Raw genomic sequence first — 17,649 nt, 5'->3', positions numbered from 1 at the left:
ATCCTAACTATTATGAGTGTACAGGTTCATTTTTTACCCGATGATATTACAATTGAGGCGCAATCTGGAGAACCTTTATTAGAGGTAGCTTCAAAAGCGGGTGTTTTTATTCCGACAGGATGTTTAATGGGTTCTTGTCATGCGTGTGAGGTTGAATTAGAGGATGGAACTCCTATCTGTTGTTGTATTAGTTCGGTTCCTAATGATACATCATCACTCACGATACATCTTTATTCTGACCCAGTTTGGTAACGGTTTTGTCGAGCTACTTCTAGATACAGTCGGTATTCAGTTCGTGCGATCGCTTGATATACTGTAGAAACGGATTCGGGTTCAACGGAAATACTGGTAATTCCCCATTCCACCAAAGATTCGATTAATTCAGGATATTGTACCGAAGCTTGACCACAAATTGAGCAAGGAATTCCTAATGTTTTTGCTTGTTGAATTAATTGTTTAAAAGCCATTCGCATTGCTGGATGATAGGCGTTATACTGTTGACTTAATTGGGTATCTTCTCGATCTATTCCAAGTAATAATTGAGTTAAATCATTACTACCAATAGCAAGTCCTTGAACCCCCGCTTTGACGTATTCTGGAAGTAAAAAAAGAACCGATGGAACTTCGGCCATTATCCAAACTTGAAATAAGGGAAACTGAGTTAATCCTGCTTGAATAATACGTTGCTGACAAAAACGAAATTCTTCTACACTTCGCACAAAAGGTAAAATTAATTTGATATTATAATAGCCTTGTTTTTGCAGTTGATGAATGGCTTGCAGTTCAAGGTCAAATAATACGGAATTTTGTAAATAACTATAGGTTCCTCGTTTTCCGATCATCGATTGCTCTAAACTATCAAAAGTACGGTAAAAGACGGGTTTTGGATGAAAGGCTTGGACAAATGGATAAATTAGCTCGAACAATTCTTTAATAAATTCTTTTTTTTCTGATAATTCTAATCCCCTTTCAATAGGATATTTTAATAATAATTCTGCTAAAATCCATTCAGAGCGAAGTAAGCCAATTCCATCAACAGATAATGAAATTGCTTTTTCTAGAGAACTGGGTTGACTAATATTAACCATTAACTGAGTGACCATTGGAAAATTAGTCGATTTAAGATTAGTTTTTGGGTTCTTAAAATGAGTCATGGTTAGGGAGTTATTGTCTTGATTGCGATAAATTTTTCCTGTATTTCCATCTAAAACAACCGTCTCACCCGATGTAAATAATTCAGTGGCTTTGGGTACGCCTATGACTGCGGGAATTCCTAACTCTCTAGCTAAAATCGCTCCATGACTCGTCATTCCTCCTTGTTCAAGAATTAACCCCGATGCTTTTTTTAATAATGGTAGCCATGCTGAAGTAATGTCATGTGTAATAATAATTGATCCAGCAATATTTAATTTTGTAAGTTTTGTAAATTTGGGAATAATTTGAATCGGTGCAGTAACAATTCCTGATGAAGCTGCTAAACCTTGTATACTCGTAGAAATGGATTTAATTGTATTATTCGATAAAACAGAAGAAGATGAAGCCATCTCACCTTGCAACACGTAAAATTGAGCAGAAGGATTCATGATTAAACACCATTCTATTATAATAAGTGATGGTTCGTCTGATAACAAATTTTGAGTGAGCCGAAATAACTGTTCTACTAAAGTATTATCTAAACAGTAACTTTCTTGTTTTTTCAAATCTAATAATTTTAGATTTAAACAATTAGAGTCATTATCATCATATTTATTTTTTATTTGATAAGCACAAGATTTACTTCCTAATTGTTTATTTATAAGTTGCCCCGTCCGAGAATCAAGATCATAAATATCGGGTGAAACATCTCCTTTTAATAAACTATATCCTAGTCCCCAAGTAGCTTGAATTTGTATTTTTTGAGGCTGAATAAAAACTTGTCCTGTAGCTGTAACTTTTTCTAAAGGTTGAACTAAAATAGCTAAATTGACTTTTTCTAAAGGAATTCCTAAACGTTTCCAATAAAATAAACTTTTGGCGGTAAATAATTCTGACCATGCTTTTTTTAAAGCTAATTCGATAAATTCGGGTTGATTCCAACAAACTTGAGATGAGAGTAAACCAAATGAACGTTGTAAAGTAAAAGAGGGTAGGGAAAGAGAAGGACGAAAAATTAAAGCAGTAGAGTTTAACTGTGCTGCTGCATCTACAATAGAAGTTTTCCAGTCATCAGGTAATGGAGTTTGTAGAATAGCGTGACGACTATTTTGAGCAACAACTTGCAATGCTTTTGGGTTATAAATATCAAGATATAAGGAAGACTGAGGAAAATCGGCTAGTAATGATTTAAAGTCTTCTAAATTTTCTAAAAATGACCCAAATGTAGTTGTATTGACGACAAAGCCAGAAAAAATCGGATAGCCTTTGGAGATGAGACGACTAAGCAGAAACGCTTTTTCTCCTACTATAATCCGTTCTGATGCTTGAATTTGCTCTAGCCAATAAAGAATATCCAACTGTATAGTTAAGACAACATGGTCTAACAAGAAAAGTCAATAGGTAGGACAGCGATCATCTAAGTATTTTCTTTCTTTATTTTGCATGGTTTATTCATTGGAGCTAAGAAATCTTAAGACATTTCTTAGGGTTTTCGATAATAATTATGCTTTTTATCCAAAGAGAGTCTGTTACAATAACAAACTGATCTCTATGCTGGATTTGGGCTATGACGACACTCAATAAAGATATTGCTCAATTTTATGACTCCTCTAGTCAACTTTGGGAACAGGTTTGGGGAGAACATATGCACCACGGGTATTATGGTAGGGGAGGCAATCATAAATTAAATCGCCGTCAAGCTCAAATTAATCTCATTGAAGAGTTACTCAGCTTTTCTAACACTACATCTGCTAGTCATATTCTTGATGTCGGTTGTGGGATTGGAGGAAGTACCCTCTATCTAGCGGAAAAATTTAATGCCACTGCTAAGGGAATTACTCTATCTCCAGTACAAGCCGCTAGAGCCGCCCAAAGAGCTAATTTGGTGTTTTTGCAAGACCAAGTATCTTTTGAGGTGGCTGATGCTCTAAATATGCCTTTTCCAGACAATTCTTATGATCTGGTGTGGTCGTTAGAAAGTGGGGAACACATGGCCGATAAGACTCGGTTTTTACAAGAATGTTACCGCGTTTTAAAACCAGGCGGTACTTTAATCTTTGCTACTTGGTGTCATCGCCCGACTAACTCTTTAGCAGGGGAATTAACCCCAGATGAGAAACGACATTTAGAAGAAATTTATCGAGTGTATTATTTGCCTTATGTAATTTCTTTACCAGAGTATGAAGCGATCGCACACCATTGCGGTTTCAAAAATATAATTGCTGATGATTGGTCAACCGCCGTCGCTCCTTTTTGGGATATTGTTATTGAATCTGCTTTCGATCCTAAAGTGATTACTGGTTTACTTAATAGTGGTTGGACAACTATTCAAGGTGCTTTAGCATTAGGATTAATGAGTCGAGGCTATGAGCGGGGTTTAGTTCGCTTTGGCGTTTTGTCTGGGACTAAAAAAAATCTTAATTAATTTAAAAGCGACCACTGGTGCATTAACACATAAGTCAGTCGCTTTCAATGTATAATAAGAAGGATTATTGGTATGTAGGTAGAACAATGTTTTAAAATGTTCAACTTTAAAATGTTCAACTTTAAAATGTTCACTTTAAAATGTTCACTTTAAAATGTTTACAATAGAGGCAACGGATTTGTCAAAAAATCTTTTTAAAAAAATTTTTAACCGTAAGCCGTACCTCGTTACCGGTTTGCTTGTGTACTCTACTCTACTAAATGGTTCAAAAGTAAAGAGAGTTAAGAATTTACTTTTCTTGATGTAGTTTTGTTTTTTTAGAATCTTGTTGCTCAAGTCTTCAAAGATTCAAAAATTTAATCAGCTTATTTTTTGACGTAGCTAGAGCGATTTTTTCTAACTTCGTTGCCGAGAAAAGCTAAACCTAAGAAGATTAGAGGTACGGCTGTTTGGCTTTCTGGTACTGCTTTAGGAGCCGCCTCAAATCGATCACGATCAAAAGTAACTGCAGTATCAACACTTTGTACTGTAGAAGTGCTTACTGCTGCTGTTACTGCACCGCCAACACCATTACTAGCATCGTAGGTAATACCGAAAAAGCTGTCGTCACCATCGCTTCCCGATATGTTGATCGAACCAACGCCGTCTAAAGGAAGTCTTAGCAAACCGGGAGCTAGAGTATTAAAAATGACGGAGGTATCTCCAGAATAAGACCCCATCAAATTTGATAAGTTAATAACTTCATCAGGATCGTTTGGATTTATATCGCCATCAACCATACCTGAAAATGTTTCGCCATCAGCAAACATATAGGAAAAATTAAAAGAAGCTGCTTGAGCTACATCGGGTGTTAAAAATCCTAATCCCAATGCTAAAGATGCACCAGTAAGCGCAGCTTGTACATTTAGAGTTTTCATTGGTTTATCTCTCCTGTAGAGAAGTTTAAGGAATTTGCTTCTATATCTATGTCAAGGGTTTACTTACCGAGTAAGTTACGGGTTTTTTTGCAATCAGCCTAAAAATCCATGTCAACCATATCATGAAAAATTTAGAAAAGCAACAATTTTATTTTATTTTGTCAATAAATTTAGATTTACCTAAAAGACTATTGCATTTTTTGATTGAGCGCATATAATATCAGGGTGAGCATCTCAAATAATATATTTCTATGTTGTTGAGTTACTGCTCAGGTTCGTGATATTTACTTAATCTAACCAATTTTACATAACAGGGGAAACTAATGTCAGCAGTTATTGATAATGTTGAAATCGAAGAACAGTTAACGGACGGGTTCTTGGTTATTGGATCTGGTGATCTAGGTGATTCTACCGTCAGTCTTCCTGGTGCTACTAACGATGTGATTTATACTTCGACATTCTTTGCCAGTAATGATGATATCGACGCTGGCTTTCTGGATGATGTGGTCAATGCTGGTGCTGGGGATGATGTCATCAACGGTGGCAACGGTAACGATGCTCTAGTTGGTGGAACGGGCGAAGATACATTCGTTTTCGAGTTTTTCGACAATGCTCAAAGTGATTCTATCCTTGACTTTACCCTAGGTGAAGACAGCATTGTGATTGATGGTGAGACTGTTTCCGATTCATTTTTCATAGATAACGGAATTGGAGACGGCGAACTCTCAGTCGAAATCAGTGCCGATGGTGATGTGACTATCAACGGGTTTGAAGTTGATGATGATGATTTTGAACTTCTCTAATGAGTCAAAAGGCTTAAGCAACAAAGGTTATGACAATTTTTTTTGATTTATCTAAAAAAAAATACAGTCAGTTTATATGTCTTAAGTGGTTTTCGCACTCTGGTATATAAGCTTTGTTGCCCAAGCTTTATTGACAACATCTCACAAGGTTACAACAATTAATTATGCGGCAGCTAAACCGATGTTGCTTATTCCTGAAGTCTATCGTCAGTAGACTTTTAGGAATTTTTTATAGTTAAATGGTCTGAGAGTTAAAGCAAAATCACCTCCTATATATCAAGGTTTTGTGACAAAACTCAGCTAAAGATCAAGTTAATCAGCAAAAGGGGTCGAGGGAGAAAGTTCTCTTTTCCCCTTTTTTCCTAAACTTGAAGGCGTACTATCTGAAGGCGTATTATCTGAAGAAATTTTAGTTACTAGCCATTGCTTTAATGATATCACCACGAGTGACAATCCCGCTTACTGTTCCGTCTGTTTCATCCGTTACAATTAGACGGCCAATTTTTCGCTCAGTCATCAAATGGGCGGCTTCTCGCAGGGTTTGATCTGGTTTAATAGTAATAGGCCTATCGGTCATCACTTCGCCGACAGTTTGCCCTAAAACCTTATGAACCAGCTTTTCATGACGGTTAGGATTTTGTAAATAAATTACACTATCAAGAAACATAATGTAAGGTGGCGGATCAATTCCAGTTTCTTGCCACATTAAATCAGCTTCTGAGATTACACCGACTAATTGTCCTGAATCATTGACGACAGGCAACCCGCTAATGTTTTTTTCAGCGATAATTTGAATTGCCTCTTGTAGTGAGCTTTGAGGCGTTACCGTGATCGGATTAGGGGTCATGATTTCGGCAACCGTTTTGGTCATGGTTTACCTGAAAATAAGACTTTCATTTTTTTATTGTAGGGGATTGCGTCACCTAAACCAAGCAGCGATATAAATATATATGTTGGAGGGGGGAACAAAAAATGCGATCGCTTCGTTGACCTAAGAATCTAGATTTGACCGATTTGTGATAGCCTAAGATCAAATTTTTTTCTTTAACATAATATGTCTCAGACTTTTTCGACTCATTTAATATCTTCCAATTCCCGCTCACAACCAGAGTTATTTTTATCGATCGTCATTCCGATTTATAATGAAGTGGATAGTCTACCGCAATTAATTAATACGATCGCAACGACCCTACAAACTCATCAATATAAATATGAAATTATTTGTGTAGATGATGGTTCAACCGATGGCTCTGGTGAACTTTTAACGAATTTAGCACGATTTCGTCATGATCTAAAAGCAGTAATTTTACGGCGTAATTATGGACAAACTCCCGCTATGGCTGCTGGTTTTAAACACGTTCAAGGTCAAATTATTATTACTTTGGATGGTGATTTACAAAATGATCCACAAGATATACCTAAATTGATTAATAAACTTCAGGAAGGATATGATTTAGTTAGTGGTTGGCGCAAAAATCGCCAAGATGATCAAGTTAAACGTTTACTTCCTTCTAAAATTGCTAATTGGTTAATTGGCGAAGTCACTGGAGTTAAATTACATGACTATGGTTGTTCTCTAAAAGCTTATCGCGCTGAAGTTGTCGCCGATCTAAATCTTTATGGTGAATTACATCGTTTTCTTCCCGCATTAGCTTATATTGAAGGGGCAAAAATCGCCGAAATTCCCGTACAACATCATGCCCGCCGCTATGGTAAAAGTAAATATGGTTTAGATCGAACCTTTCGCGTTTTAATGGATTTATTTACCATATTTTTTATCAAAAAATTTCTCACGCGTCCGATGCACATTTTTGGCTTATTTGGACTAATCACTACTCTTTTAGGTATTGCATTAGGAGCATATTTAACCTTTTTAAAAGTTTTTTTAGGAGCCAGTATTGGTCATCGCCCTTTACTCATTTTAGCTGTACTTTTATTTATGACGGGGGTACAATTGTTTAGTTTTGGTTTATTGGCTGAACTAGGTATGCGAACCTATCACGAATCCCAAAAACGACCTATCTATCGAATTCGGGAAGTGGTGGGATCTCAAGAAATAGAAAGCCAAAATCAACCCGATTAATTTATAATAAATATTAGTAAAAAAATTAAAGTATTATAGTTCAAAGTGAGCGACTTAAACAAATGGGTAAAATTTGGGAATTAGATTTTTATTCACGTCCAATTTTAGATGACGAAAAAAAGAAATTATGGGAAGTCTTAATCTGTGAAACCCTTACCGAAATTGATCAAAAACCCGAAAGTTTGTTTAGATATTCGGAATTTTGTGCCAGTAAAACTGTTAATTCTCTGTGGTTACGAGAAGCTATAGAAAAAGCTGTTGCTCAAGCAGGAGAAACACCGAAAAAGATTCGTTTTTTCCGTCGCCAAATGAATAATATGATTCTAAAAGCCTGTGAAGATAGCAATATTATAGCAGCCCCTAGCCGTCGTACCTACACCTTGAATGCTTGGATTGACCAGAGAAATAAAACTTTTTATCCTTCTCAACCTGGCTATGATGAAAATGCGGCAAAGTCTTTATCTGTAAAATATCCTCCTCTAGCAGCGATCGCGCTACCCGATGCGGTTAGAGTAGATAAAGGGGATAAATGGGCGTTTGTCAATTTAGAAGCGTCAGCATTTGCCGATATGAAAGAGTGGGATATTGCTTTTGGTGAAGCGTTTCCTTTCTCGATGACAGAAATATCACCTGATACCAAAATTCCAGGATTAATTATTTTTTCATCTCGCGCTTTACCTCTAGCCGCCTGGATGTCAGGATTAGAATTAGGTTATCTTCAGTTTGAAGCGGGATCACGTCCAATTATGCGCTTAGAAACAGGATCTAGTGACAGTTGGATTTTAACAAATGTCAGTGATGCTAAAACTCTAGCAGAAGCAAAAGGGTTTGAAGCAAAAAAAGAGAATGCAGCAAAAGTACATTTTTTAGCGATTCAATCCTTACCTGAATCTGAATCTTTTGCAGGTTTTTGGTTATTAAAAGAAGAAGATTTTTAAAATAAAAGCAATTAATCGTTAAGATTAATATTTATTGTGGGTTAAGTCTGTGTTTTTAATTAACCTAATTTCACCACACAACATATTACAACCAATTTGGGCAATTATTGTTAATGATAATTGGCAACCAAGTATCGGTGATCCCTCTTTCATGGGTTGGGTTACAGTAGGTATCTATTTTATTACCGCTTTTCTTTGTTCTTGGTGTGCTTGGCGAACTTTTCAACTTTTATCTATATATCGATTTCATCATTATTATTGGCTATGGTTAGGATTTAGTATCTGTCTGATTATTTTGGGCATTAATAAGCAGTTGGATTTACAATCATGGTTCACAATTGTTGGCAAAAATCTCGCAATTTCCCAAGGTTGGTATCTACAGCGTCGTTATATTCAAGTGGCTTTTATTAGTGGTATTGCCTTCCTTTTTATAGCTTGCTTTTTTTATTTAAGTAAATTAGTTAAAAAAGATTGGAAAATTTTTCGTTTAACTTTTTTCGGTTTTCTTTTTCTAAGTAGTTTTATATTGATTCGTGCTTCCTCATTCCATCATATTGATCAACTGATTGGTTTACAGATTGTTGGATTTCGCTTGAATTGGTTTCTCGAAATTGGTGGATTACTTTGTATTAGTTTATCCTGTTTTAATTATCTATCTCATCTGCAACGTCTAAAAATTAAATCTCAGACAAAAATAGATAATGAATAATTCTTTAGAATGGTTAGCCCTAATTATTGGTAATTCTCGCTTACATTGGGCATGGTTTGAGCAATATCATCTCAAAAAAACTTGGCATACTCCCCATTTAACCAATGTTTTCACTTCTATTGAAAATTGTTTAGACTTACCTATTTATTTAGCTTCTGTTGTTCCCTCACAAACGACTTTTTTTCAAAATTATCCCCATTTCATTGAAATTAAATTAGAACAGATTCCTTTAAAAAAACTATATCCTACTTTGGGAATAGATCGAGCAATAACGGTATTAGGCGCAGGTGAAAGTTATGGATATCCTTGTTTAGTTATTGATGTTGGTACGGCTTTAACTTTTACTGGAATTGATGCCCAAAAAAACTTTATTGGTGGGGCAATTTTACCAGGATTTCGGCTACAATTTCAATCATTATCGAGTCAAACGGCTGCTTTACCGACTGTTGCTTTACCAGACAAATTACCTCATCTTTGGGAAAATACAACTCAAACAGCTATTGAAAGTGGAATAATTTATAACACTTTAGCAGGTGTTCACTATTTTATTAGCGACTGGCTCACGCAATTTCCTAATGCTAAAATATTAATCACTGGGGGTGATGGTTTAATCATATTTAATTATTTACTAAATTTATTTCCTTATTTAAACAAACACATTAAATTTGATGCTGAATTGGGATTTTGGGGAATGCGATCGCTAAGACAACTTTTATAAGCCAATTTTTTCTTTATGTCTGGCTTTAGCAGAAGATAATAACCACAATGAACCCGAAATTAAAGAAGGCGCAATGACAAAAATAGTTGCAATAATCACGGGATGTTCTCTCGCCCAAGGAGATGATAGCATAATAGCCAAAATGAGAGCGCAATACGCCAAACCTAATAGGGGAATTCCTAAAACTAATGCAGCAAATTTAGTATCTTTATTCATGATCTATCACTCAATAAGTAAGAGCGTTATTTCTTTTAGCTTACATTAATAAATTTAAATCCGAAAAAACTTGACTTTTTTGTCAAAGTATGGTAATTTTTTAATTGTATTAGACAAATAGTGTTTTTCATTGCCCAAGCAGCGACTCGATACCCTATTAGTAACGCTTAATCTTTGTTCTTCGCGTCAACAAGCACAAACCCTCATTCGCGCAGGAGAAGTCAAAGTTAATCAGCAAACGATCGATAAACCTGCAACCGAAATCGATCCCAATGCCAAAATAGAATTACTAGCAAAACCAAAGTTTGTTTCTCGTGGTGGCGAAAAATTAGCTAAAGCTTTAGAATTGTTTCAAATTTCGGTAAAAGATCGGATTTGTTTAGATGGTGGCATATCTACAGGTGGTTTTACAGACTGTCTTTTACAAGCAGGTGCAAAACAAGTTTACGGGGTAGATGTTGGATATGGTCAAGTTGCTTGGAGTTTGCGTCAAGATGAACGGGTTATTTTAAAAGAACGCACAAACTTTCGCTATGTAACCCCAGAAAGTTTATACGAAAGTAACACACCCGCAGATTTAGGGGTGATGGATTTATCCTTTATTTCCCTCACCTTAGTTTTACATCCTTTATGGGATTTGCTCATACACCCAAAAGAAGTAATTTTACTCGTGAAACCACAGTTTGAAGTCGGAAGAGAAAAAGTCGGTAAAAATGGCGTTGTGAGAAATTCTTTAGATCAAGCTGAAGCTATTTTAAATATATTACAAGTTGCTCAGAATTTGGGATGGTCATACGGTGGTTTAACGTGGTCGCCGATTACTGGGCCAGCCGGTAATATAGAATATTTATTATGGTTAAAGATTGCTGATCGATCGTTTTTTCCGACACTCAATAATATTCATGAGATGACCGATACTGCATTTAAACAACTAAATAGTTAACTTTCGGTGTTCTCGAAACTAACCCCCGTATAAAGCTCATTTAGCGGAATTGTAAAATTAACTGAATTGAGCGTGATAATAGCATTTTTATCTTCATATTCAGTCAATAACCATTGATTTTCGCTTGTTTTCGTATATTGCATGACATGATATTGTTTTTGGTCAATTAAAAGATATTCCTTCAATTCTGGAATTGAGCGATAATACATAAATTTCTCACCTTGATCATAATTTTGGGTAGAAGGCGACAAAACCTCAGCAATTAATATAGGATTCATAACAGTAGTCGTTCCTTTTTCTGCATAAATAGGTTCTCCTTGAATAATCATGACATCAGGATAGGTATACTGACGATAACGCGGTATCCATAAACGAACATCACCGATATAAACGCGATAGTTTTTGCTTCTGAGGGCAAACTTGAGATGAGCATACAAGTTTCCGGCGATTTCGTTATGATTCGTGGTTCCACCTGTCATAGCTACAATTTCTCCATCTCTATATTCATTTTTGTATTCTGCTTTCTCTTCGAGTACTAAGTATTCTTCTGGGGTGTAATAGCGGGTTTGAGTTTGCATAGCTGTTTTATGATGTTGGCGATGATAATCTAATGTTAGCTTTGGCGTTAGTATAATCTGAAGAATAAGTTGCTCATTTTACCTTACTTTTTATGATTTTTTTACAAAATTTTATGAATACTCTCAACAACTTGCTCAATAAAGTTAACTGCATCATCAACTAAAATTTCATCAATATTCCAACGGCTACCGATATTAAAAGTAGGGTCTATATCGGCTTCATGAGCAATTTTATTTCTACGATCAACTATAGCACTAAGTTGCTGTTTAACATCTTTCGTCGGCTTTCCAAGTTGAGTAGCCACTTCATCCCATAATTTTTTATCTGAAATCAACCTAATTGCTTCAGCTATTTTCTCTGGTTGCTGAAAACTTTGATAACTAAGGCGTTCTCTAATTTCATCTTCTAACCAAGAAACATTATTAAGTCGATTAAGAATACTATTCGATATAACTGGGAGCAAAGCTGAGATAATATAGGGTTGTTGTAAAAATGAATAACCTTGATTTTGTATAATTTCATTTTCTAGCCAAGAAGCAATATCAAGTGCTATTAATCTTTCTTGCCGTGCGCCACCCAATGAAACTTGAAAACGAGAAAATGCTGATGAAGAAGTGTTAGCAGAAGATGGGGGTTCTGGGCGTTGACCTCGATGAATTTCCAACATTCCTAACGTTACAATCTCATGCACATAATAGTCTAAAGCACTTACAGCTAGAACTAAAGCTGCTCTCAAAATATCGGATAAATCCAGTGCAGGAGTAGCTTGAGCTTTAATAGAGTTATGAAGAGAAATAAGGTCACGAACACGACCAATACTAATACGAAATTGATCAAGTGCTGACTGCATATTGAGGAGCGGTTAACCCGATTACTTTATCGGCTAAATCTAAAAATGTTTCTCGAAATTGTTTTTGCTGATATTGAAAATTTGCTAGTACATTTCCCTGCCATTTAGAATCACTTAATTGATCTTGTGTCAGAGCATAAATAGGAGTTCTATACTCTTGTGATAAAGCTATTAAACTATTAAAATTAGGTATTTTTGTCAGAGTAAAGCTGTCACTAATATTTTGTTGACTATAAAGTAGATCAGGCAGCATCATATTATGTTGACGAAGGGTTGGAACTAGCTTATAAGAAACACTTCCTTCTATTCTTTGTATCCAAGTTTGGAAAGCGGCTGTTGGTTTGCTTTTGTTAGTTCGATAATTTTGAACAATAGTACCTAAAAAACGCAGCGTAATATCAGGGAATGGATAGGCGGCTTCTTTCAAAATTGGTAGTGAACTTGCTGCTTTTGCCCATGCGTACCATTTGGGTAAGACTTTAGTTAGAGAGTCAATCGCCATTACCGAAAAAAAATCAGGCATTGTCGGAACGATAAAAAAATCGCTCGTCATTAGTAAATTCTGATTAATTGCCCCTAAACTAGGACTCATATCAATTAAAATGTAATCTGCATTAAATTTTTTTGCCGTTTTGTCCAGCAAATCCGTAATAGCACCAGGTAAATTCCTAAGAGCTTGAATTGAACCACTAAGTTCTTGTGCAATCCCAAGCGTTACTTCATATTCCGCAAAGCCAACATGACCAGGCAGTAAATATAATCCTTTTATACCTTCAATCTCAATACAGTCTACAGCATCGATCGCTTTTGGTTGCGATTCAAAGGCGGGTGCTAAACCTGTTTTAATATTTGAGTGTGTTTTATAAACCTCTTCTAATCTTGCTTCGTCGTCTTCTGTATCTTCTCCCAATGCCATACCAGTCAGATTACATTGTGGATCAGTATCTACTAAAATTACTTTTTTCCCTTTAGAGGCAAGCATCCAACCAAGGTTAAATGTAGTGGTTGTTTTACTGACACCACCTTTATGATTAAATAGAGCGATTTTTTGAACCATTTAATTTACTATCTTTTTCGGTTTTTTACATCAATATTGGCTAGTTAGCAGAAAAAATTATCTCTATTATAACCTAAAAAAACTATTATTTAAAGTTTTTAATATCTATTTTTAGGTAATTTTTACTTCTCTTAAAAAAAAGTTATTAAGGGTTTGGATACCAAACTGCACCGCTCACGGAATTTAAAATTCCGTGATACGGCGTGCAGTCGACGGGGCTTACAGGGTACCGAACAAGTTCGGCACACAGCCCCTTGCCTTCCGCGACCCCTACACAAGTTGAATTACATCGCAGACAAAGATTGTTGTAAACGTAACTTATCCCAACCTTTTTGATGGAGTAATACCCAAGATTGCATCAAATCTGGCCCGTGTGATTCTCCCATTAAACCAGCGCGGAGAGACTTCATAACAACGCCTTTTTTAACACCTTGAGATTTCGTAACTTGATTAACAATTTCTTTGGCAGTTTCTTCGGTTAATTCTGCTTCAATTTTGCTTAAAATCTCTTGCAAAATTTCTTTAACTCCAGTAGTTTTAAGTTGATTTAGTGCATCTTCGGTAAAATTTAGTGTTTCACCAAATAGCAAACGACTTTCTTTTACTGCATCCGTCAAACGGGTTAAACTGGGGCCAATTAGTGTAGCAAGCTTTAACAACCAAGTGCGATCGCCTAAGTCTTGATATCCTGCTTCTTGCAAATAAGGAATGATCAAATCGACTAATTTTTCTGGTGGTAAATGATGCAAATATTGACTATTAACCCAGTCTAATTTATCCCAATCAAACTTTGCACCCGCTTTATTAACTCGTTCTAAAGTAAAGACTTTAGCTGCTTCTTCTAGTGTAAAGATTTCTTGCGTTGAGTCGGGGGCTGTCCAACCAAGCAACGTCATATAATTTGCCATTGCTTCGGGTAAAAATCCCATTTTTTTGAAATCATCGATCGAAGTTACACCATCTCTTTTAGACAGTTTTCGCCCTTCTTGATTCAAAATTAGGGGAGTATGGGCAAATTCTGGGACAGATGCGCCATAAGCTTCATACAATAAAATCTGTTTAGCAGTATTAGCGATATGATCTTCACCTCGAATAACTTGGGTGATCTTCATATCAATATCATCGACAACGACGGCTAGGTTATATAATGGTTGTCCGAACGCTTCATCTTGGCTATCTGCGGCACGTGCAACCACCATATCACCACCTAGATCACTCCCTTTCCACGATACTTTGCCTCTTATCGCGTCATTCCAGACAATTTCACGATCGTCATCAATCATAAAACGAATCACAGGTATACGACTTTCAGAGATAAACGCTTCCTCTTGTTCTGTGCTTAAATTGCGATGACGGTTATCGTAGCGGGGTGCTTCACCTCTTGCTTTTTGGGCTTCCCGCATTTGTTCGAGTTCATCGGGGGTACAATAGCAACGATAGGCTAAACCTTTATCTAGCAGGGTTTGGATATATTGACGGTAAAGATCTAAGCGTTGAGTTTGATAAAAAGGGCCTTCATCCCAGTTTATACCAAGCCATTGTAAACCCGATTTAATATTATCGGTATATTCGGGGCGCGATCGCTCTATATCAGTATCTTCAATTCTTAGTATAAATGTACCACTGTGATGATGAGCAAACAACCAATTAAAAATTGCTGTTCTAGCGGTTCCGATGTGTAGGTTTCCCGTTGGACTAGGTGCAATACGAACTCTAACGCTCACGATATCCTCTTATGTATTTGTGCAGTCTTATATTCTAGTCTAGTGCTTGTCCTGCTGGTTTCCGTTGATCATTTACGCCATAAATTAAGTCTTTTTCAGGATCGATTAAAATTGATTCAGCAGCACCCCAGTTATAAAAAGGATTAATTTTATATCCCATTTCTGATAATTTTTGGATCGTTGTATCGTTTAACCCATTTGGTTCATTTAAGACAGCATTGGGTAAACCCTGATAATGAATTCGAGATGAATTAACCGCCTGTTCCAAATTCATTTGATGATCGACTAAATTAGTAATAACCTGTAAAATTGTCGTGGGAATTGTTGAACCACCAGGACTACCCGTAACTAAAAAAAGTTGACCATTTTTCGTAAGGATTGTCGGTGACATCGAACTAAGGGGCTGTTTTTGCGGTTCAATTAGATTAGGATTTCCTTGTATTAAGCTAAATTGATTTGCTTCACCCGGTTTACTGGTAAAATCATCCATTTCATTATTTAATAAAAATCCTGTATCACTTGCTATTACAGCAGCACCAAAATTAGAATTAATGGTATAAGTTACAGCGACAGCATTTCCATCTTTATCTACTACAGAATAATGAGTTGTGTTTGTTCCTTCTGGTTGTAGAATGGGTTGATAGAGTTCTTCAGGATTTCTCGCTTTATTGGGTAATATTTTTGTTCTAATTTGTTCAGCATATTCTTTCGACAAAAGTATATCTAAAGGTATATTGACAAACTTTGGATCACCTAAATAAATATTGCGATAGGCATAAGCATACAACATCGCTGATAACATTAAATGTAAGTTTTGGGGAGTATGAAAGCCTAATTTTTTTAGATTATATCCCTCTAATATATTGAGCATTTGACAGAGTGTGGTTCCTCCTCCTGGGGGTGGTGACGAAATCACCTTATAACCTCGATAATTACAGCGTAAAGGTTCTTGTTCTGTAATTGAATATTGCTGAAAATCTTTTAGACTCAAAATTCCCTGATTTTCTTGACTTGCTTGTACAACTTTTTGAGCTATTTCTCCATTATAAAAAACATCTGAACCATTTTGAGAAATGAGTTTAAGAGTTTTAGCTAAGTCTTTTTGAATTAAGCGATCGCCTACTTGATAAGTTGTTTTACCGTTTTTAAGAAAGATAGCAGCTACATTAGATTGTGTAAACTTTTTCTCGTTTAATTTTAAAATGCGTATATCACCTTCAGTTAGAATAAATCCTTTTTCTGCTAACTGTATCGATGGTGAAATCACTTGCTCTCTCGATAAAGTTCCATATTGATTTAAAGCATAGTCTAACCCTTTTACTGTACCTGGAACACCTACTGCTAAATATCCTTTTCTACTTCTGTCAGTAATAACTTTTCCTTGTTTATCCAAGTACATATTAGGAGTAGCTGCGAGAGGTGCTTTTTCACGAAAATTGATAAAAATTTCTTTACCATTTGCTAAACGAATTAGCATAAATCCACCACCTCCTAAGTTACCACAACAAGGATCAGTGACAGCAAGTGCATAACCAATAGCAACCGCAGCATCGATCGCATTACCACCTTGATTCAGTATTTGTATTCCTACTTTTGTCGCTTCATGTTGTGTCGTTACAACCATTCTATTTTTAGTAGAAACGGTCATTTTAGAAGCAGGATTATTCGTTGTTTGAGCAGAAGTGGAATTAGTAGTAATTAACCAGCTTAAAAATTTGTAGGGATAAATGAGAGGATGATATAAACTTTTTGCAATAATGATATCGAGAAAAGTTACAAATATTAAAAAACTTGTAATTATGGTTATATATTTTGATAACTTAAAAATTTTCATGACAATCTTTTCCCGTAACTCATCTGCTAAAGAACTTCTATATAATTAATTTGATTATGAAATAATAAAGCTAACACTACAGAAATTACTGCCAAATTGTGCTTAAATTTAATAGAAATCCAGGTAACACCTCATCACAATTGACTTCTGTAGGAGAGCGCAAAATTTCCACCTCTTGATTTAATCGATAAATCTCGACTTGCTGCACTTGAGGATTAATCAGTAAACCCAAGCGAACCCCATTCGCACGATACTCTAACATTTTTTCTTGCAGATCAGATAGGGAGTCAGTACGAGAACGTAACTCAATAACAAAATCTGGTGCAATGGGGGGGAATTTTTGCTGTTGAGAGGGGGTTAGTGCATTCCAGCGTGAGAGTTCTACCCAAGAAACATCAGGCGATCGCTGTCCACCGAGAGGGAGTCGAAAAACCGTAGAAGAGCTAAAAACTTTCCCTAGTTGAGTTCTGCGGTTCCAGATGGTTAGATCTGTTCCTAACTCTAACTCATAATTTCCACTTTCTCCACCCACTGGGGACATAACGATTAATACTCCTTTTGCAGTTAGTTCTAAAGGTTGCTCTGGATTAGCAATACATAGCTGATAGAATTGTTCGTCAGTAAGATGGATACTGCTGAAATCAAGTCGAATTGGTTCTATGATTGAAGATTCTGCTAAAGTCATAAAATCCTCAGATATTTTTGCTAAGTATGATTAA

Annotated in this window: 19 protein-coding genes; 9 read left to right on the top strand and 10 right to left on the bottom strand. The window is 36.0% G+C overall.

What is annotated here, in order from left to right; genetic code table 11:
• The first annotated feature begins 12 nt into the window (after positions 1–12).
• Entirely contained in the window at positions 13–252 is a 240-nt protein-coding gene (locus C7H19_RS05205) for a 2Fe-2S iron-sulfur cluster-binding protein (protein WP_106455830.1), read from the top strand.
• Here the strand turns inward: C7H19_RS05205 and C7H19_RS05200 are convergent.
• The gene (locus C7H19_RS05200) at positions 231–2,522 is read right to left on the bottom strand and encodes a putative PEP-binding protein (RefSeq protein WP_245927317.1); all 2,292 of its coding nucleotides are present in this window, start codon (positions 2,520–2,522) and stop codon (positions 231–233) included. The genes C7H19_RS05205 and C7H19_RS05200 overlap by 22 nt on opposite strands.
• 179 nt (positions 2,523–2,701) lie before the next feature.
• Between C7H19_RS05200 and C7H19_RS05195 the strand changes: the two genes are divergently transcribed.
• Positions 2,702–3,559 carry a methyltransferase domain-containing protein gene (locus C7H19_RS05195; protein ID WP_106455829.1) on the top strand — a complete coding sequence of 286 codons (858 nt, stop codon included), beginning with the start codon at positions 2,702–2,704 and terminating at the stop codon, positions 3,557–3,559.
• Between the two features lie 365 nt (positions 3,560–3,924).
• Here the strand turns inward: C7H19_RS05195 and C7H19_RS05190 are convergent, their stop codons facing one another.
• Complete coding sequence (locus tag C7H19_RS05190; RefSeq protein ID WP_106455828.1) at positions 3,925–4,476, bottom strand: hypothetical protein; 552 nt, start codon at positions 4,474–4,476, stop codon at positions 3,925–3,927.
• A 323-nt stretch (positions 4,477–4,799) separates the two neighbouring features.
• Between C7H19_RS05190 and C7H19_RS05185 the strand changes: the two genes are divergently transcribed.
• Positions 4,800–5,279 (top strand): calcium-binding protein, encoded by a 480-nt coding sequence (locus C7H19_RS05185; RefSeq protein WP_106455827.1) that lies wholly within the window; start codon positions 4,800–4,802, stop codon positions 5,277–5,279.
• A gap of 85 nt (positions 5,280–5,364) precedes the next feature.
• Complete coding sequence (locus C7H19_RS26990) at positions 5,365–5,493, top strand: hypothetical protein (RefSeq protein ID WP_281261714.1); 129 nt, start codon at positions 5,365–5,367, stop codon at positions 5,491–5,493.
• Positions 5,494–5,688: 195 nt separating this feature from the next.
• Here C7H19_RS26990 and C7H19_RS05180 read toward each other — a convergent pair whose 3' ends face one another.
• Positions 5,689–6,150, bottom strand: coding sequence for a CBS domain-containing protein (locus C7H19_RS05180; RefSeq protein WP_106455826.1), 462 nt, complete (start codon positions 6,148–6,150; stop codon positions 5,689–5,691).
• A 183-nt stretch (positions 6,151–6,333) separates the two neighbouring features.
• Between C7H19_RS05180 and C7H19_RS05175 the strand changes: the two genes are divergently transcribed.
• The 4 genes from C7H19_RS05175 to C7H19_RS05160 all read left to right on the top strand — a co-directional run bounded on the left by C7H19_RS05175 (position 6,334) and on the right by C7H19_RS05160 (position 9,727).
• Complete coding sequence (locus C7H19_RS05175) at positions 6,334–7,362, top strand: glycosyltransferase (protein ID WP_106455825.1); 1,029 nt, start codon at positions 6,334–6,336, stop codon at positions 7,360–7,362.
• Between the two features lie 62 nt (positions 7,363–7,424).
• Complete coding sequence (locus C7H19_RS05170) at positions 7,425–8,300, top strand: Tab2/Atab2 family RNA-binding protein (RefSeq protein WP_106455824.1); 876 nt, start codon at positions 7,425–7,427, stop codon at positions 8,298–8,300.
• A gap of 49 nt (positions 8,301–8,349) precedes the next feature.
• Positions 8,350–9,009 (top strand): hypothetical protein, encoded by a 660-nt coding sequence (locus C7H19_RS05165; RefSeq protein WP_181280534.1) that lies wholly within the window; start codon positions 8,350–8,352, stop codon positions 9,007–9,009.
• The gene (locus C7H19_RS05160) at positions 9,002–9,727 is read left to right on the top strand and encodes a pantothenate kinase (protein WP_106455823.1); all 726 of its coding nucleotides are present in this window, start codon (positions 9,002–9,004) and stop codon (positions 9,725–9,727) included. Before C7H19_RS05165 ends, C7H19_RS05160 begins: the two co-directional genes overlap by 8 nt.
• On the opposite strand, the gene C7H19_RS05155 is transcribed toward C7H19_RS05160, so the two are convergent.
• Complete coding sequence (locus C7H19_RS05155) at positions 9,722–9,943, bottom strand: hypothetical protein (protein ID WP_106455822.1); 222 nt, start codon at positions 9,941–9,943, stop codon at positions 9,722–9,724. The genes C7H19_RS05160 and C7H19_RS05155 overlap by 6 nt on opposite strands.
• A gap of 130 nt (positions 9,944–10,073) precedes the next feature.
• Between C7H19_RS05155 and C7H19_RS05150 the strand changes: the two genes are divergently transcribed.
• Entirely contained in the window at positions 10,074–10,886 is an 813-nt protein-coding gene (locus tag C7H19_RS05150) for a TlyA family RNA methyltransferase (RefSeq protein ID WP_106455821.1), read from the top strand.
• On the opposite strand, the gene C7H19_RS05145 is transcribed toward C7H19_RS05150, so the two are convergent.
• The 6 genes from C7H19_RS05145 to C7H19_RS05120 form a co-directional block, all read right to left on the bottom strand.
• Entirely contained in the window at positions 10,883–11,464 is a 582-nt protein-coding gene (locus C7H19_RS05145) for a Uma2 family endonuclease (RefSeq protein WP_106455820.1), read from the bottom strand. The genes C7H19_RS05150 and C7H19_RS05145 overlap by 4 nt on opposite strands.
• A gap of 101 nt (positions 11,465–11,565) precedes the next feature.
• Positions 11,566–12,315 (bottom strand): HEPN domain-containing protein, encoded by a 750-nt coding sequence (locus tag C7H19_RS05140; protein WP_106455819.1) that lies wholly within the window; start codon positions 12,313–12,315, stop codon positions 11,566–11,568.
• Positions 12,299–13,372 (bottom strand): ParA family protein, encoded by a 1,074-nt coding sequence (locus C7H19_RS05135; protein ID WP_106455818.1) that lies wholly within the window; start codon positions 13,370–13,372, stop codon positions 12,299–12,301. The genes C7H19_RS05140 and C7H19_RS05135 overlap by 17 nt, the downstream gene beginning before the upstream one ends.
• Before the next feature lie 284 nt (positions 13,373–13,656).
• On the bottom strand, positions 13,657–15,096 hold the full coding sequence (gene gltX / locus C7H19_RS05130) for a glutamate--tRNA ligase (RefSeq protein ID WP_106455817.1): 1,440 nt from the start codon (positions 15,094–15,096) through the stop codon (positions 13,657–13,659).
• A 34-nt stretch (positions 15,097–15,130) separates the two neighbouring features.
• Positions 15,131–16,930 carry a gamma-glutamyltransferase gene (gene ggt / locus C7H19_RS05125; protein WP_106455816.1) on the bottom strand — a complete coding sequence of 600 codons (1,800 nt, stop codon included), beginning with the start codon at positions 16,928–16,930 and terminating at the stop codon, positions 15,131–15,133.
• 85 nt (positions 16,931–17,015) lie between these two features.
• Entirely contained in the window at positions 17,016–17,615 is a 600-nt protein-coding gene (locus C7H19_RS05120) for a Uma2 family endonuclease (RefSeq protein ID WP_106455815.1), read from the bottom strand.
• Positions 17,616–17,649: the final 34 nt, after the last annotated feature.

It is taken from the genome of Aphanothece hegewaldii CCALA 016 (assembly GCF_003007785.1).
Classification (GTDB): Bacteria; Cyanobacteriota; Cyanobacteriia; order Cyanobacteriales; family Microcystaceae; genus Chroococcus; species Chroococcus hegewaldii.
This window is presented reverse-complemented; position numbering and strand designations above follow the sequence as displayed.